Consider the following 17946-nt stretch of genomic DNA (forward strand, 5'->3'; position numbering starts at 1 on the left):
TTGCGCACCTGCCTGAGATAATTTCCATAAATTTTGTCTGATTTTCCATCCCCGGATGTCTTCTGAGATGAAGGCACTGTTCGCCGGGTTGCGCCGTAATGTGCCATTCAGATGTGCAATGAATTATTTTATTTATACCGTGCAATACTAAAGTATTGTTCGTGTATTGTTGTGTTTAAATTTATAATTTAAACAGTTGTTATCGTGCAACACTGGTTTAATTTGCATAAAATGAGATTCGTTATTTTCATTTACTGCCTTGCAAAACGAAATAGGTTAGCGCTAACATTGTCGAATATACGATAATTTGCGTATTGAAATTACAAATAGTGTCGCCAATGCTTGGTGGTGCGAAAAGTTCGATACAAAGCGAACGCGAAAACAACAGGGAATGCCAAATGAAAATCAAAAGGGAGGCGCACGCAGGTGCGCGCGGGATATTGCTGGCCGGAATTTCGGCCGGTGCGCTTATGATTGCCACCGGTGTCATGGCGCAGGAAGCCGCACCGGCTGCACCGGCTGACAATGTGACCGAAGTGGTCGTGACCGGCTACCGGGCCTCATTGCAAAGTGCGCTGCGCAGCAAGAAGAATGCTGATGTCATCATGGATGCGATTGACGCCGAAGACATTGCCGATTTCCCGGACTCGAACCTGGCTGAATCGCTGCAGCGTATCCCCGGCATTTCCATCGACCGGGACAATGGCGAAGGCCGTACCATCAGCGTGCGCGGTCTTGATGGCGGCTTTAGCCGGGTGCGTATCAACAATATGGAAGCCCTGTCGACCAGCGGTGCCAACAATGCCGACGGCAGCCCCAACCGGTCACGCTCGTTCGATTTCAACGCCTTTGCGTCTGAGCTGTTCAGTTCGGTGCGGGTGCGCAAGTCCTCATCCGCCGAAGCCGACGAAGGTTCGCTGGGCGCGACCGTCGATCTGATCACCGGGCGTCCGTTTGATTTTAAGACCGGCGCCATCGCCTTTTCGGCGGAAAATTCATACTATGAGAACAGCGGCAAAAGCAGCCCGCGCGTGACCGGCCTGTTCTCCCGCCGCTGGGCCGACGGGCGTCTGGGCTTTCTGGGATCGGTCGCCTGGGCCAAGCGGTCGTCCGAAGACGATAACTATGCCCGCAGCCCCGGTGGCGTGGAATATGTCTATCGCTCAACAGACTTCACCGGTGACGAACTGCCGGGGCGCGCCGGTTTCGCGGCTCCGACCGGGACTGTATTTACCGCGCTGATTCCGGCGCCAGCTAACGTCACGGGGGCCGCACTTACGGCCTATAAGGCCAATCCGGCCAACTATTATAATCCGGTCGCCAATCCTCTGGCCTATGCGGAACTGACCGGTTCCGATCCGGCGGCCTATGCCAAGCTGCATCCGAATTGTGCGACGACAACGTCCCAGCCAGTGGCAAACCTGACGCCCACGTCGCCCGGCTGTAACGATTCCCTGATCCGCTTTCCGGCTCTGGCCTCTGTCAGTCAGCGCAATGTCGACACCGAGCGTTTGGGGATCACCACAGCATTTCAGGCGCAGATCACCCCGCGTACCCGCCTGTCGGTCGATTTCCTCTATTCAAAGTTTGAGAGTGAGAGCACCAATTACCAGTTGGGTGCCGTTGGCCTGAACCGCAACAACACCAATGCGGCCTATGCCTTTGGGGCCAACGTGCCGACCGCCACCGCACGCTCAGGCACCGCCATGACCGATGCCCAGCGCCGCGCCCTCTATCCCGGCGGGTGTTCGTTCGCGGTCGAAGATGCGCTCAATGCCGGTTATGATTGCGGCCAGCAAATTTACGGCACCACACCGGCGGCGGGCTATACCTACAGCCTTAACCCCAAAAATCTCGATCCGTATGAATACTACACCAACGTCAATTCCCCCGGCTATGCGGGCCCTGCGGCGACCTTGCCGTTCCGCGGCGATCTGATCGGGCGTCCGTCGACCAAGGTTCTGGCCGCAGAAGTCGAAGGCCAGAATGCCACCTATCTTGAGCTTTCCAATGTCGACTGGCGTTCCGGCGCTGACCGGGGCGTCTATACGACCGAGTTCTCGCAGGTGTCGTTTGAACTGACCCATCAGTTCAGTGAGCGCCTGTTTGGTAAACTGGCCGTCGGGGCATCGAAATCGAGCAATGACCAGCACGGGTATCTGGTCGAGTTCAATCGGCTGGATGCGCAGGAAACCTACACCTGGGATCAGCGCAATAAGGATTCTTTGCCGGTGTTCGATCCGGGCTTTGATGCGGCCAATCCGGCCAACTGGGGTATCGTCAAGGGGCTGTCGGCCATGCGCCACTACCGCAGCGTCACCGAAAACGAATATGCGGGTTGGAAAGCCGATTTCAGCTACGATCTGACCGAGCATCTGACCTTCAAATTTGGCGCGACCCAGCGCAAATTCGACTTCTTTACCCAGAACTGGACGCGCGGCAGCGATATCGTCAATCCGACCGAAAAAGAAGCCGGCGTCAGCGTCGCTTCACTGGGCAACATCGTTGAATTCGGGCAGGGGCTTGATCTTCAGGAAGGGACGGTCACCAGCTTCTTCGTGCCCAATCTCGAAGCCTTCGATGCGACTTTTGGCTTTATGTGTGATTGCGTCAACGCATATGGCGACTGGCGCATTTCCACCAAGCGCGGCCGTGCTGCCTACAACGTCTCTGAGAAAAACGACTCGTTCTATGGTCAGTTAGACTTCAAATATGAGGTTCTGGGCGGGCGTCGTCTGTCCGGTAATATCGGGGTACGTCAGGCCAAGACCGAGATCAACTCGATCGGTCAGAATACGGTCGGCCGCATCGTTACCGGCCATAACGAATATACTGATACCCTGCCGGCGGCGAACGTCACCTTTGAGGTGTTTGAAAACCTCTATATCCGCGCCGCCGCCGCCAAGGTCATGGCCCGTCCGTCGCTGGGGGTCTTAAGCCCGCAGATCACCGCGATCAATATCCCGTCCGGTACGGACCTGTCGGCCTATGGCACGCTCTCGGTCGGTAATCCGAAACTGGCGCCGTATCGCGGTAAGTCGTTTGATGTCTCGGCGGAGTGGTACTTCACTCAGGGCGGTCTGATCAGCCTCGGCTGGTTCCGCAAGGAGATCGATTCCTTCCCGCAGACGATTTTCTATGAAGGGGCTTTGTCTGAGTTCCTGACCGACGAAGAGCGTGCGGCCTTAAAGCTTCAGTTCCCCGGCCTGACCGGCGGCGATGTCAACCGTCGGGCCTGGATCGATAATGACGGTCTGGTTCAGGCCCGCCAGATGCGCGACACACCGGGCGGTTATCTTGAGGGATGGGAGTTCAGTTATCAGCAGGATCTGACCTTCCTGCCGTGGTATTTCAAAAACCTCGGTGTCCAGTTCAATATGACCAAGCTGGAGTCTGAGTTCCAGTACCTGATCGATCCGGGCAGTGTCACACCGGGTACCGGCGTGGTGACCCGTCCGGCGACCTGGGCGCCGGGGCCGTGGCTGGGGTCTTCGCCCAAGGGGATGAATTTCACCCTCTATTATGAGACCGAAAAGTTCAATGCCCGCGTTTCTGTCGCCAAGCGTGATGAGTTCTATAAGACCTATCCGATCGGCGTCGGAAGCTGCGATCCGGGGCTTCAGGCCAATGGTTCGGCCTGTAACTCACCGCTGATCAATGAGTTCGGCATCACCGACGGCACGACCAATGTCGATATGTCGATGCGCTATGCACCGATCAAGCGGGTAAATATCACGTTCGAAGCCCTCAATCTGACCAATGAGACCGGACGTCAGTACGCATACACCGACCCTGCGCTGACCTCCTACAGCTCAACCGGTCGGAACTTCAGGCTTGGGTTGCGCTATAAGTACTAGTGTCCTGAATCTGAAATTCGCCTCATGGCTATATCAAGCTTTAGCGAATTTCAGATTCAACAGGACACTAGTAACTAACTGAATTCTAGTATTGTTTTGAAATCAAAGTTCGCTTTGTACTTGATATCAAAATGATGCGAACTTTGAATTCACGATACTGGTGCGCTCATCTCTGGCCGTCCTCTCCTTCCCGTTGGGGCGGCCTTCTTCCTAAACTACGCGCGAAAATTGCTGACCATTTAACGTGCGGGCAGGTTGTGTCGTCATCCCGATCGCAACCTGCTCTTTTTTAGGTTAGGCTGCGTGCGAAAATTATAAAATACAGGGCGTGAAATCATGAAAACCTTTCGCACGATGGCTTTGACTTCGGTTATGCTGGCTGCACTGACGGCACCGGCAATGGCACAAACGCCTGCGCCTTATCAGACGCAGACCCTGACCCCGCAGGCGCGGGCAGAAGATATCGTGTCGCGCCTGACACTTGAGGAAAAAGCGGCTCAGATTCAGAATAATGCGGCCGCTGTGCCCCGTCTGGGTTTGCCCGCCTATGAGTGGTGGAATGAGGGCCTGCACGGGGTGGCGCGCGCCGGAGAGGCGACGGTGTTCCCGCAGGCGGTGGGACTGGCCGCGACCTGGGACACGCCGCTGATGCAGCGCGTGGCTGATGTCATCGCCACCGAATTTCGCGCCAAGAACCTTGGGTTTCGCACAGCCGACGGCAGCACCAAGCGCTATCAGGGCCTGACCGTATGGTCACCCAATGTCAATATTTTCCGCGATCCGCGCTGGGGGCGGGGACAGGAAACCTATGGCGAAGATCCGCACCTGACCTCACGCATGGGCGTGGCCTTCATCAAGGGGCTGCAAGGGCCTGATCCGGCTCATCCCAAAACCGCAGCGACCGTAAAGCATCTGGCGGTCCATTCCGGCCCCGAAGCCGACCGCCATTTCGACGATATTCACCCGTCGAAGCGCGATGAGATCGACACCTACCTGCCCGCGTTTCATGCCGCGATTACCGAAGCCCGCGTCGAAGGGATCATGTGCGCCTATAATGCCGTCAACGGTGTTCCCGCCTGTGGCTATACGCCCTATATGCGCGACCGTGTGAAAACGGAGTGGGGCTTTAAGGGGCATATTGTTTCCGACTGTGCCGCGATTGCCGATTTTTACCTGCCGAAATCCCATGCCTATGTCAAAACGCCGGAAGAGGCGATCGCGGTGGCGTGGAAGGCCGGAACCGACCTCAACTGCGATTTCGTGTCTAACAAGACTTTCGATCCGCAAACTACGGTCAATGCGGTCCAACAAGGTTTATTGAGCGAGGCGGTGCTGGATCAGGCCCTGATCCGCCTGTTTGAAATCCGCTATCGTCTGGGCTTACTGGATCAGCCCTATACGGGGCCGTTTGCGGGTATCAAGCCGACCGATTACGACACGCCCGAACACCGCGCTCTGGCGCTGGAGACGGCGGAAAAATCGCTGGTGCTGCTCAAAAACGATGGCCTGCTGCCGTTTAAGGGTGATCCGCGCCGTATCGCCGTGATCGGCCCCAATGCCAACAGTGTTGAGGCGCTGGTCGGCAACTATAATGGCACACCCTCAAAGCCGGTCACCATCTATGCGGGCCTGAAGGCGCGCTATCCCAATGCCGAGGTGACCTTTGTCGAGGGCACCGGCTGGGTCGCGCCACCGCTGGAGAATGTGCCGGACAGTGCCTTTTGTCAGGACGCGGCCTGCGCCACGCCGGGCCTGAAACTCGAAGACTTCAGCGGCCCCAAACCCGAAGGCACACCGGTCGCCACGTCCACAGTGGTCAATGCCCAGTATCGCTGGGGCTGGCCGACCCGTCAGGCGCGTGAGGCCTCCGTCCGCTGGAGCGGTTATGTCCGCCCGACCGAGAGCGGCGGTTACCGTTTCCGCTACACCGGTGATGCCGGATACCGGGTCTGGATCGACGATAAGCTGATTGCCGATGTCTGGGATATCGCCTGGCCGACGTCGGATACGGCTGTGCCGCTGGAGGCCGGTAAGACCTATAAGATCCGCATCGAAGCCGCGCAAAAGGGCGAACGTGGCGATCACCGCCTGCAATGGAGCCAGCCCAGCGCCAATGACACCAAGGCGATGGCCGCGGCGCAGGATGCCGATCTCATTGTATTCGCCGCAGGACTTACCGCCCGTCTCGAAGGCGAGGAAATGAAGGTGCTGGCGCCCGGCTTTGCCGGTGGTGATCGCACCAGCCTTGACTTGCCGGAGCCGCAGCAAAAATTGATTGAGCGCCTGCACGCGACGGGCAAACCGGTGGTTCTGGTGCTGATGAGCGGCAGCGCCATGAGCGTCAACTGGGCCGATAAAAACCTGCCCGCTATCATTGAGGCCTGGTATCCGGGCGGTGAGGGCGGCCATGCGGTCGCCAAGCTCATTGCCGGTGATTTCAGTCCGGCGGGGCGTTTGCCGGTGACATTCTACAAATCCGCCGACCAGTTGCCGCCGTTCAAGGATTACAGCATGGACGGCCGCACCTACCGCTATTTTGCCGGTGAGGCGCTCTATCCCTTCGGTCATGGCCTGAGCTATACGACCTTTAGCTATGGCAAGCTCAAACTGGATCGCACCAAGATCAAAGCCGGTCAGCCGGTGCGCGTCAGTGTCGATGTGACCAACACCGGTAAGCGTGACGGTGATGAGGTGGTGCAGCTTTATGTGTCACGGAACGGTGCCGATGCGCCGATCCGCGCCCTGAAAGGCTTTGAGCGGGTCGCCCTCAAGGCCGGGGAGACGAAAACGGTAAGGTTCATGCTCGATGCCAAGGCCATCAGTGTGGTCACAGCCGGTGGTGAGCGGGTGCTGGACGCCGGGCCGGTCGATGTGTGGGTCGGAGGCGGTCAGCCGGTATCCGACGTTGCCGGGTCAAAGGCCACGCTCACCGTGTCCGGCACCAAAGCCCTTAGCGCTTTCTAGAGCGGAATGATCTCTACTGGAATCATACCCCTCAAGCCGCCACCCCGGCGGCGGCCTAGGTGGCGGGGCCACCGCCCGGCGAGGGACTAAAAAATTCAGATCATTATGTTTCTATCAAAAACATAATGATCTGAGGGTAAAGCCGAAAGCGGCTCAGGCGGGCGGAATTCGGGCGGGGAATAACCACTCGTGAATATAGCCTTCATGCCATGCCAGGCTGAGATGATGCCTGGCGGTATTGATCGGTATGAAGGACATCAGGAAATGGCCGGCCAGTTTCAGGCTCACCCACAGATTTCGGCCAAGTCCCGGAGTGTTGCCCATCAGGTGTGCCTCACGCCGCTCAGTAACGCCTTCCCAGAACATGCGTTGCTTGGCCCATTTCAGGGTCAGGCGATCCGCGGGAATTATGCGCCGGATGGCCATTTCGGCAAATACCCACAGCCGCCAACCGTTGGCGATGATGCGGTTGACCATAATGCGTTCATCGCCGCTCAGCAACAGGTCGCCGTGGCGCCCCAGGGTCATATCGTGCCCTCCGACGGTGATGGCCACATCGCGGCGCACCATAAGGTTGGCGCCGGTGACCATCGGATTGAGGGTGCAGTCGCCTTCGCGCGAGGGGTAGGGGTAGATCAGGATGCGCCAGGCATCGGTCAGATGTGATGTGTCGCCATCGAATTCCGGTATCACCGGCCCGCCGATGATGGCGCAGTTTTCCGGCACGTTGTTTATGGCGTGGAACAAGGCCTGTACCCAGTCATCGGAGATCAGGGCGTCATCATGGATAAACGCCACCCATTTACCATGTGCGCAGGCCAGTGCCAGATTGCGGGCGCGGGAGGAGCCGGAGATATCCAGCCGGACCAGCCGCACGCGGGCGGCGTTTGACCCCGGCATTTGCGCCGTCTCTATCAAAGCCTGAGCGTGCTCGGCATCAGAACCGCTGTCGATGATCAGTAACTCATTGCGCTCAGGGTCCAGTTGCGGGCGCAAGGCGTTGATCAGTTCCGCAGCCTTTTGGGAACGGTTGTTTGTGGTTATAGCAATCGTGATCAGGGGCTGGCCTGTACCCACCGGATTGGCCGCCGTATCACTGATTAACCGGAAGTTGCCACCCATCGCTTACTCCCGGCCTTTACGCAAAAATCGGTTCGGCATCAGCCGACAGTAGCGGCCAGACGCGATCCTTATCCGAAATCACGCTGACCGGCACCGGCCAGTCTATACCCAAAGCCGGATCGTCATATCGCAAACCGCCTTCGGCCGACGGCGTATAGGGCGATGACACCAGATAGCTGACTTCGACATCATCGGTCAGGGTCTGAAACGCATGAGCAAAGCCCGGCGGCACATAGAGCTGATGACGGTTTTCATCCGTCAGTTCAAAGGCCTGGTGCTGCATATAGGTCGGTGATGACCCGCGCAGATCGACGATGATGTCCATAATCGCACCTTTGAGGCAGCGCACCAGCTTAGCCTCGGCGGCCTCTCCGCGCTGAAAGTGCATGCCGCGCAGCGTGCCTTTTTCTTTGGAAAACGACGTATTCTGCTGAACGTAGCGGGTGATCAGGCCATGAGCCGCAAATTCGGTCTCGCAATAGGTGCGGGCAAAAAAGCCGCGCTCATCGCCGCGTTTTTGCAACTCGATCAGCCAGGCGTCTTTGAGGGTGGTTTCGTGAAATATCATTGGGCGGCTCCGGCTATGGCCATTTGAGGCGCGAACATAGCCTCCTGCTCGGCATAAAGCTGATCGATCAGGCGGCCCGACGGCAGGTCAAGGTCATCAAAGGTCAGCGGTTGATCCTTGGGCACAGACCGGCGCAATTTGGCCCCCAGCGCCAGACCGATCGGGATCAGGTTTTCACGGCGGATGACATCGATGTTTTCAGCAACGCCATAAACTTCATAGCCACCGAAATCTTCGACCGTTTCACCGACCTCAAGGTCTTTTTTGGCCAGAGCGATAACGCCCACAACCGGCCCGGCCTTTGGGGTGAGCACAGGATCATCAAACAGAACTGCCCGCGCTACGGAGGTTGGCACCTCGAAATGGCAGAGGTGGTAGGGGGTGTAGAAACAATAGTAAGGGCCTGTGCCGAGCTTATAGAGATTCAGATAATGCTGCTGACGGGCATTGTCGATCGTGCCCAGCACAAACACGCCGGGGCCGGGGCGGGCGCCCACAACATAGTCAACTATGCCTTCACCGCCTTGCGCCAGCACGCGATCCAGATGCTCGGCAAAGGCGCTGACGGTGTCCTCCAGCGGCACCAGCGGGGCGCCGGGATTGCCGCCGGAAAAATCAGGGCCGACCATGCCGCGTTTTGCCACCGTCATGCCGGTGGCGTTGGCGACAATGGCCTGCTCGAACGAAATCTTGGTGCCGTCGGCAAAGGAGGCCACCATCGCCGGTTTCTGCCCCCACTTTTCGGCAAAGGCCTTTTGCGTGGTCGGATTACGGTAAGGGTCGTGCAGGCCCTTGATATTGCCGCACAGAACCGGCCTGACGCCCAGACCTTCGACGAAGCGCACCAGATTCATCTGCACGCCCGGCTGATCCCCGTCCGAGAACGAATAGACCACGCCTTTGGCATCGGCGCGCGCCTTAAGGATCGGGCCGATGGTGCCGTCCAGTTCGGCATTCATCTGTACCACATGCTTACCGGCTTCGATGGCGGCCAGCACCACATGGGCGGCGTATTCAAGCGAGCCGGTCACCTCGACCACAGCATCAATGCCGTCAGCGGTCGAAAGTGCGATGGCGTCGGTGGTGGCGACCGGTTTGCCCTCACGGATCAGGGCTTCGATTTCGGCTTTGGTGGCCGCAGTTTCTGGCTCAACCCCGGCCTCACGATAGGCGGCAAGGGCCGGATCGAGGTTGCGGTTGGCGACGCCCGCCAGAACCATGCCAGGGGTGGCGGTGATGATTTTCAGCGCTATGCCGCGGCCCTGAAAGCCCGCGCCGACCAGGGCAACGCGGATCGGTTTGTTGTCAGCGTGACGTTTTTTTAGGGCGGTATCGACGATGATCATGCTCAGTCTTTCCACACCTTCCAAGGGGCCTTGCCCGACGACCAGATCCCTTCGAGGGTCATCTTGTCACGCAGGGAATCCATGCTCTGCCAGTAGCCGTGGTGATGATAGCTGGACAATTGCCCGGCCTCAACGATCCGGTCCATCGGAGCTTCTTCCCACATCTGGTGATCGCCATCGATGACGCTAAAAATTTCCGGTTCGCACACAAAAAAACCGCCGTTGATCAGGCCGCCGTCATGGCTGCCTTTCTCGCGGAAGCCGCGTACCTGGGTGCGGTCATCTGACAGGGCCAGCGCCCCGAAGCGGCCGGGTTGGGTGACGGCGGTGACGGTGCACCAGCGTCCCTGAGCCTTATGGAACTCAAGCAGTTCGGCAATATTCACATCGGACACGCCGTCGCCGTACGTCAGGCAGAAGGTTTCATTGCCCAGATGAGCCTGAGCGCGCTTGATGCGGCCTGCGGTCATGGTGTCGGGGCCGGTGTCGAGCACGGTGACGCGCCAGTTTTCGGTGCGGGCCTCCAGCCAGTCGACCTTGCCGGTGCCCAGATCGATGGTGAAATCACTGACCATCGACTGATAACGCAGGAAATAGTCGCGAATAAACTCGACCTTATAGCCGCCGAGGACGACAAAATCGTTCAGCCCGTAATGGGCATACAGCTTCATGATGTGCCACATGATCGGCTTGCCGCCGATTTCGACCATAGGCTTTGGCCGGATGCTGGTCTCTTCGCTCAGGCGGGTGCCAAAGCCCCCGGCCAGTAATGCCACTTTTACCACTATTTTCCCTTTGCGGTTTTTTGAGCATCCCCGGATGACTAAGGCTTATTGGGGTGCAGCTAAGGATGGGAACGCTTATACTGATGAATTGTGGGCCCAATTGTGGACTGCGTATTTCAGGATTGCCACTCAAGCGCCATGTTCAGACGGTTTTGCGATATGTGCCCCTGAAGGACTTTCAGGCGCATAAGCTCGGAATTGCGGAACTGGCTATCCTTGAAGTTCATGCGGGTCAGACCCTCGATCAGGTTCTCGATCGAGTGTTTCAGGCTGACCTGCGGCTGATGGTTCGGGGCCAGTGTTTTATAAAGGTCGAAACAGACCTGATAGGAGCGGCTGTCGGCGGGCGCATCCAGATTGATTGAAACCTTGGTGCCGGGTACGGCTTCGGATACGGCCTTGGCCAGATCGCGCACCTGATAGTTGCGGTCGTTGGAGCCGGCATTGATGGCCAGATACTGCCCGCCGTTGTCGGCGGCGCGGGTCGCCGCCCAGTCGATGGCGCGGGCCATGTCCGCCACATCGATCAGCGGCCGCCACGGTGAACCGTCGGACAATACCGTGATTTCCCCTTGCGACAGGGCGCAGGCCACAAAGTCATTCAGCACCAGATCGAGACGCAGACGATCCGACATGCCGCAGGCTGTGGCAAACCTAAGCGAGGTGATCACCATATCGGTGTCAAGCGCGGATAGTTCCCCTTCGGCACCGATCTTGGACTTGGCATAGGCGGTAATCGGATTAAGCGGATCGGTCTCACTGCGCGGGCCACCGGCGGCAATGCCGTAGACGCTGCAGCTTGAGGCAAAGACGAAGTTTTTGACGCCAGCCGCAGCGGCGGCCTTGGCGATAGACACCACGCAGCCCTGATTGATGTCAAAGGTCACGGCTTCAAACTGATTGCCCATCGGATCATTCGAGATGGCGGCCAGTTCAACCACCGCGTCATAGCCGCTCAGGCGCTCCGCCGACAGGGTGCGGACATCGCCGTAAAACTGCTCATCCAGCGCCCGCTCCGGCAAGGTCACGCTGCCGGTCAGGCAATGGGCGAAATAGGCGTTGTCAAACCCGTGCAAAACCGCATCAGGATGGGTGGCGCGCAGGTGACGCACCACGGCAGGGCCGACATAACCCATGTTTCCGGCAATTAAAATTTTCATTTGGCACCAACCCCTTCGCGCCTCTAGGTAAAATGGATCATTTCGCGACAATTATCAGGCGCGAAAGCTTTAATTTATGTGCAATGCAAAACTCATACCTGACATGACGCAAAATGCTTCAAAAACCCTTAAATAACAGTGTTAAGGATTTCATATTTCCGCAATTACCGATGCTTTGTCAGTTCTGGCGATCATGTGGGTCACATAATCAGCCAAAGCCAGCGCCGACGTCATGCCGGGGCTTTCTATGCCCAGCAGGTTAATCAGGCCATTAATGCCGTGACGGTCCGGCCCTTCGATGCGAAAATCCGGCATGGGCTGATCAGGGGCGTGTATCTTGGGGCGGATACCGGCATAGTCGGGTATCAATGCGCCCTCAGGCAGACTTGGCCAGTAGCGTCTGATGGCCGTGGCAAAGGCATCTGCGCGGGCAGGATCAACTTTCAGATCCTGATCATGGGCCACCCATTCAACATCCGGCCCGAACCGGACACGACCGCTCAGGTCGATCGTCGCATGAACGCCAAGACCGGCGGCTTCGGGCATAGGATAGACCAGCCGCTTGAACGGCGCGCGCCCCGACAGCGAAAAGTAATTGCCCTTGGCAAAATACTGAGGGCAGGGCGGGGCATAGGCGCTCAAGCCCTGAAGCAGGCGCGGCGCTCCGTGGCCGGCGGCATTGATCACCCGGCGCGCCCTAAGCGTCATCGGATCGGCACCGCCCGTTTCAATGACAAAGCCATTGGCCTCAACCGACCAGCTTACGACCGGTGTACCGCACACCAGTGTGCCCCCGGCATTTTCAAAATCCCCCAACAGGGCCAGCATAAAGCCATGCACATCAATAATGCCGGTAGAGGGCGACAGGTACCCCCCCACACAGACCACTTCGGGCTCCAGGGCATGAGCCTCATCCGCGGATAGCCGGATCAGATCGTGTACGCCGCTTAAGCGGGCATTTTCGGCGATAGCTTCGAGTTTGGGCAGTTCCGCCTCGGTGGTCGCCACCAGCAGTTTACCACAGGCGTTAAACTCAATGTTGCGGCTTTTGGCATAGTCATAAAGCTGGATGCGGCCCTCACGGCAGAGCTTAGCCTTGAGAGAAGCCGGCGGATAATAGATTCCGGCATGGATAACTTCGCTGTTGCGCGAAGAGGTCTGGGTGCCGAAATGATCTTCGGCTTCCAGAATAAGCGTTTCGTGTCCGCGCAAGGCCAGTGCGCGCCCGACCGCCAGACCCACCACACCGGCACCTATGACAACTGTATCAAGCTGATCCATAAGCGTGTCGTTTTCCCTTTATGTGTTCGTCTGACCGTATCAATAGCAATGCGGGTTTCAACTTTTATGCCACAGGCTTAGTGAGTATCGCCGTATTTATCGTTCAGGCGAATGAAACCATTCATCAACAGCATGGATATCAGGCCAGACTGTCGGCTATAGTGGCAACTTTATCAGGGAGAAAAATCATGCGTTTGCACTGTGTTTTGGTATCGCTGGGCCTGCTGGCGGCCGGCGTGGCTCAGGCGGGCGAACTACCGCCGATGGTGGTCGTCGATGAGGCTAAGATCGAAAAGGTTGAGCCCAATCCGCACGGCAAGATCGGCCTCAGCACGTCCTACCGCATCAGCGATCAGGCCCCTAAGCGCAATATGGAGTTCCGTAAGCGCATCCTGCATGTCGGCTCGGCCATCGGCCTGCATCCGATCAATCACGATGAAGTCTATTATGTGCTGTCCGGCACCGGTGAAGTGACATCCGACGGGGAGACGAAAACCCTGACCTCCGGCATGGCGGCCTATCTCTATACCGGCGCCAATGTCGGTATTAAACAGGTTGGCACAGAGCCGCTGACCCTGATTATTTCCTACCCGCTGGCTGAGCGGACGAAGTAGGCAAGCGCATCCCAAACGAAGTTCGGCGAAGCCAAAAAGTGTGCATTCTTAGTATCTGGGGTTTTTGGATAAGATGCGCGACAAAAATTAAGTGCCCGGCTTAGTATAGGGGACGGTGGCAAAGAGTTGCCGTTCCTGAGCGCGCGGATCGTTTTCGATGTGTGGCGACTGATCGACGATCAGGGTCGCGCGGTTGGTCAGTTCATAGCGCGGCCACTCAGGGATCAGGGCATTTTGCGGATTACCGGTACGGGCAAACTGAATGAGCATAGTGCTCAAAATATCGGCCACCTTTTGTGCCGCCGCGATCTGCTCCGGCGTCGTGCCGACACCCGCTTCCGGCACATTGATATTGTCAAAGATCAGCCCGATATCGTAGCCATGATAGGCCCCCAGCCGTCCGCCATGCAGGGGCGAGCCGAAATCAAGCTGATACATCCAGGTCGGGGTAGATTTAGCACCGCGCGCTTCGGCCTGAATAAGGTGCGGGCGCCAGCTTCGACCCGCCGTGGCCGCGGCGCGCAAAACCTCGGTCGGGGTCATATCCGGATACCATTGCCGGTAATGGGCGATGACATATTCGGGTGAGATATCGACCAGCATTTCTTTGGCCAAACGCGCCGGCAGATTATCCCACGTCGTGTCGTTGGCAATCATAGTGCCGCGCATAAAGGCGGCCGTTTCATGGAGGGTGTTGCCGATAATCAGCGGCACCTGCGCCGTTTCCTCCGGCGCATCGGGGTAAAACGGATGGCGGGACAGGGTTTTGAAATCAAGCGTGGCCGCAAACAGCACCTTATCGCGGGCCACGATCGGGTCGGGCGTATCCAGGGCCTTGACCAGAGCCTCAACCGGCAGGGTTTTCAGTTGCGACACCTGATCCGGCGTTAGATTAAGCGTCTTCAGATAGGCCTCGGCCCGGCGGGTGGCATTGAGTGGGGCTGACGCCGTGACATGCTGGCCGCTCATGGTCAGGCACTGACGGTACAGGCCATCGGCGGCACGCATGGCCATAAGGCCGACGATCTTGCCGCCCCCGCCCGATTGCCCGAACAGGGTGACATTGGACGGATCGCCGCCAAACTCCGCGATATTGTCACGCACCCACGTCAGCGCCTGAATGATATCGAGGTGGCCGACATTGCCGGAATAGTCGAAATCCTCATCACCGATTGTCGCGCCTAAACGCGCGAAATAGCCATAGCCAAATACATTGAGGCGGTGGTTGAGGGTAATCACCACCACATCGCCGCGGCGGGCCAGATTAACACCGTCATACAGCGGGGATGACCCGTCGCCAGAAGCATGGGCGCCGCCGTGCAGATAGACCAGCACCGGACGCTTGCCGCCGTCTTTCAGGGCAGGCGTCCAGATATTGAGAAACAGGCAGTCTTCGCTGACCGCACCTTTGGCGCTGCGTTGAGGGCAGGCGGGGCCATAGTCAAAGGCGTCGCGCACCCCTGTCCACGGTTGTGGCGGGCGCGGTGGCTGAAACCGATAAGGCGCTGTATCGGCCCCGTACCTTATCCCTTTGAAGACATGAATGTTGCGCTCGGTGCGGCCACGCACCCTTCCGAACAGAGTAGGGACGATCGGTGGGTTGGGGGGAGCCGATCGGGCCTGTCCGGAGGCTATGGCCGCACCGAGGGCGACCGCGCCCCCGATGACCTGGCGGCGCGGCAATTGCATCAGGCTGCGCTCTTTAGCGCGGAAGGCTGTACCCGTGCAATCAGGGCGGTCAGTTCGGCCATTTCGGCCTCATCCAGATCGCTGAGCGGCGTGCGCACCGGACCAGCGGGGCGGCCAATGGCGGTCATGCCGGCCTTGACGATCGAGACGGCATAGCCCTTACCTTTGTTGCGCAGGGCGATGTAGGGCATGACAAAATCACGCAGGCCCGCCAGAACCGCCGCCTGATCTTCGGCGCGCACGGCCTTATAGAAGTCGAGCGCCCAGTCGGGCAGGAAGTTGAAAATCGCCGACGAATAGGTGGTGACGCCCAGCTTGAGATAGGGGGCGGCAAAGGTTTCTGCGGTTGGCAATCCGCCGATATAGGTCAGGCGATCGCCCATGCGGGTATAGATGCGGGTCATCAGTTCAATATCGCCAACGCCGTCTTTGTAGCCGACCAGATTCGGGTTGCGGTCACACAGCCGCGCCAGAGCTTCGTCTTCGATAATGCCGTTGTCGCGGTTATAGACGATGACGCCCAACTTGGTCGATTTGCAGACCGCATCAATGTGGGCCTCAAAGCCGTCCTGCTTGCCGCTGATCAGATAGGGCGGCAGCAGCAAAATACCGTCCGCGCCGCTTTGTTCAGCCGATTGGGCCAGTTCAACCGCGATCTGGGTGCCGTAACCGCAACCGGCCACGACCGGCACCTTGCCTTTGGTTTCCTGAACGGCGGCGGCCACGACATTGCGCACTTCGGTCAGGCTGAGCGAAAAGAACTCTCCCGTGCCACCGGCGGCGAACAATCCGGCCAGCGGTTTTTCCAGCATCCATGCGCAGTGGTCGCGGTAGGGGGCTTCGTCAAATTTGTTATCGCTGTCGAAATGCGTAACCGGAAAGGACAACAGTCCGGTTCCGATTGTCTGTGCCATTTCCTTTGGGCTGATGCCTGCCATTACCGGCCTCCGTGTACTTAAATTTGATTTTTTGGGGTATGATTGCGGTCGCGGGACATTAAGACCTGACGCATTACCCGGTGACATCAACGCTAATGATCGGCTGCGCGCCCGTCCAAGCCAAAGGCGGTATCGATCAATGCGTGCAACGCAATGAACGGCGCAATCAAACCCTCCCCAAGCTCTCAAAACTATGTCTTACTGTCATCAACAAGGGGCCGGGTCGCCATCAGCGATACACGGCCGGTATGAATACAGTGAGAAAACCATGCCCCAGGATATTACCCGCGATGCGCAGGCGAAAAGCCGTGCTGCCGCCCCCACAAAACCCACGCATGTCCGTTACTGGCTGATTGCGTTTCTGTTTATTATCACGACTATCAATTACGCCGACCGGTCGACCTTTTCGATCGCGGGGGCGTCGGCGTCCGAGGCCTTGGGCCTGTCGCCGGTAGATATGGGCTTTATCCTGTCGGCATTTGGCTGGGCCTATGTGGCCGCCCAAATTCCCGGCGGGGCCTTGCTGGACCGGTTTGGCGTCAAGCGGGTCTATGTCGGGGCGATTGCCCTGTGGTCGATCTTCACAGCGTTTCAGGGCTTTGTCGGATTGATCGGCGGGCTGTCGATTGTCGGGTCGTTATTTGTGTTGCGGTTTCTGGTCGGTCTGGCCGAAGCGCCATCCTTTCCCGGCAATGCCCGCATCGTGGCGGCCTGGTTTCCGGCGTCCGAGCGCGGTACGGCGTCAGCCATTTTTAACTCAGCGCAATATTTCGCCCTGGTTGCCTTTGCGCCCCTGATGTCATGGCTGGTGCATGATTTCGGCTGGCGGGCGGTGTTTTACGTCATGGGTGCGCTGGGTTTGGTGGCCGCGTTTGCCTTTGCCAAATTTATCCAGAGTCCTGAAAAGCACCCGATGGTCAATGCCGGCGAACTGGCGATCATGAAGGACGGCGGCGCCGTCAGCATGGAGGCCAAGGCCAAAGGTGATAAGGCGGGTTTCAGCTTCGCACGCCTTAAGGTGCTGCTAACCAACCGGATGCTGCTGGGCATCTATCTGGCGCAGTATTGCATCAATGTGCTGACCTATTTCTTTGTGACGTGGTTCCCGATCTACCTCGTCAAGGAGCGCGGCCTGAATATCATGCAGGCCGGTTTTGCGGCGGCCGCACCGGCCCTGTGCGGATTTATCGGCGGGCTGGTCGGCGGGTTCCTGTCGGACTATCTGCTCAAAAAATCCGGCAATGTCAGCGCCTCGCGCAAAACCCCGATCTTCATTGGCATGACCTTGGCACTGTCCATCATTGCCTGCGCCTATGTCGATCAGGAATGGCTGATCATCACCCTGATGGCGGTCGCCTTTTTCGGTAAGGGCGTGGCGTCTCTGGGCTGGGCGGTGGTGTCGGATGTGGCACCCCGCGAATATATCGGTCTGGCGGGCGGGGTGTTCAACATGTTCGGCAATACGGCGGGAATCGTTACCCCCATCGTTATCGGCTACATCGTGGCGGCCACCGGATCGTTCGATGGTGCGCTGATCTATGTCGGTCTTCACTGCATCGTCACCATGCTGGCCTTTGGGCTGATTACGGGTAAGATCGAACGCCTGAAGATGTCGTGAGGTC

General features: G+C 58.2%; 12 protein-coding genes. 4 read left to right on the top strand and 8 right to left on the bottom strand.

The annotated features are described in order from the left end of the window. Positions 1 to 398: 398 nt before the first annotated feature. Together PQU98_RS13770 and PQU98_RS13775 are read left to right on the top strand one after the other, a co-directional pair. Positions 399 to 3857 carry a TonB-dependent receptor domain-containing protein gene (locus PQU98_RS13770; RefSeq protein ID WP_272745534.1) on the top strand — a complete coding sequence of 1153 codons (3459 nt, stop codon included), beginning with the start codon at positions 399 to 401 and terminating at the stop codon, positions 3855 to 3857. 336 nt (positions 3858 to 4193) lie between these two features. Further along, entirely contained in the window at positions 4194 to 6821 is a 2628-nt protein-coding gene (locus PQU98_RS13775; RefSeq protein ID WP_272745535.1) for a glycoside hydrolase family 3 protein, read from the top strand. 153 nt (positions 6822 to 6974) lie between these two features. On the opposite strand, the gene PQU98_RS13780 is transcribed toward PQU98_RS13775, so the two are convergent. The 6 genes from PQU98_RS13780 to PQU98_RS13805 all read right to left on the bottom strand — a co-directional run bounded on the left by PQU98_RS13780 (position 6975) and on the right by PQU98_RS13805 (position 13083). Continuing rightward, on the bottom strand, positions 6975 to 7943 hold the full coding sequence (locus PQU98_RS13780; RefSeq protein ID WP_272745536.1) for a glycosyltransferase family 2 protein: 969 nt from the start codon (positions 7941 to 7943) through the stop codon (positions 6975 to 6977). A gap of 16 nt (positions 7944 to 7959) precedes the next feature. After that, entirely contained in the window at positions 7960 to 8511 is a 552-nt protein-coding gene (gene rfbC, locus PQU98_RS13785) for a dTDP-4-dehydrorhamnose 3,5-epimerase (protein WP_272745537.1), read from the bottom strand. Continuing rightward, entirely contained in the window at positions 8508 to 9857 is a 1350-nt protein-coding gene (locus PQU98_RS13790) for an NAD(P)H-dependent oxidoreductase (protein ID WP_272745538.1), read from the bottom strand. Before PQU98_RS13790 ends, rfbC begins: the two co-directional genes overlap by 4 nt. A 2-nt stretch (positions 9858 to 9859) precedes the next feature. Continuing rightward, on the bottom strand, positions 9860 to 10642 hold the full coding sequence (gene rfbF / locus PQU98_RS13795) for a glucose-1-phosphate cytidylyltransferase (RefSeq protein ID WP_272745539.1): 783 nt from the start codon (positions 10640 to 10642) through the stop codon (positions 9860 to 9862). A 116-nt stretch (positions 10643 to 10758) separates the two neighbouring features. Next, the gene (locus tag PQU98_RS13800) at positions 10759 to 11802 is read right to left on the bottom strand and encodes an NAD-dependent epimerase/dehydratase family protein (RefSeq protein WP_272745540.1); all 1044 of its coding nucleotides are present in this window, start codon (positions 11800 to 11802) and stop codon (positions 10759 to 10761) included. A gap of 150 nt (positions 11803 to 11952) precedes the next feature. After that, positions 11953 to 13083 carry an NAD(P)/FAD-dependent oxidoreductase gene (locus tag PQU98_RS13805; RefSeq protein WP_272745541.1) on the bottom strand — a complete coding sequence of 377 codons (1131 nt, stop codon included), beginning with the start codon at positions 13081 to 13083 and terminating at the stop codon, positions 11953 to 11955. 188 nt (positions 13084 to 13271) lie between these two features. Between PQU98_RS13805 and PQU98_RS13810 the strand changes: the two genes are divergently transcribed. Continuing rightward, entirely contained in the window at positions 13272 to 13697 is a 426-nt protein-coding gene (locus PQU98_RS13810; protein ID WP_272745542.1) for a cupin domain-containing protein, read from the top strand. 87 nt (positions 13698 to 13784) lie between these two features. Here PQU98_RS13810 and PQU98_RS13815 read toward each other — a convergent pair whose 3' ends face one another. Both PQU98_RS13815 and kdgD read right to left on the bottom strand, forming a co-directional pair. After that, positions 13785 to 15386: a carboxylesterase/lipase family protein gene (locus PQU98_RS13815; RefSeq protein WP_272745543.1), complete on the bottom strand. Its 1602-nt coding sequence runs from the start codon at positions 15384 to 15386 to the stop codon at positions 13785 to 13787. Beyond that, the gene (gene kdgD / locus PQU98_RS13820; protein WP_272745544.1) at positions 15386 to 16324 is read right to left on the bottom strand and encodes a 5-dehydro-4-deoxyglucarate dehydratase; all 939 of its coding nucleotides are present in this window, start codon (positions 16322 to 16324) and stop codon (positions 15386 to 15388) included. Before kdgD ends, PQU98_RS13815 begins: the two co-directional genes overlap by 1 nt. 268 nt (positions 16325 to 16592) lie before the next feature. Here kdgD and PQU98_RS13825 point away from each other — a divergent pair, with 268 nt between their 5' ends. Further along, positions 16593 to 17942, top strand: a complete 1350-nt coding sequence (locus PQU98_RS13825) for an MFS transporter (protein WP_272745545.1) — start codon at positions 16593 to 16595, stop codon at positions 17940 to 17942. The last annotated feature ends 4 nt before the right edge of the window (positions 17943 to 17946 follow it).

Origin of the sequence: Asticcacaulis machinosus (assembly GCF_028550435.1) — a bacterium.
GTDB classification, from domain to species: domain Bacteria; phylum Pseudomonadota; class Alphaproteobacteria; order Caulobacterales; family Caulobacteraceae; genus Asticcacaulis; species Asticcacaulis machinosus.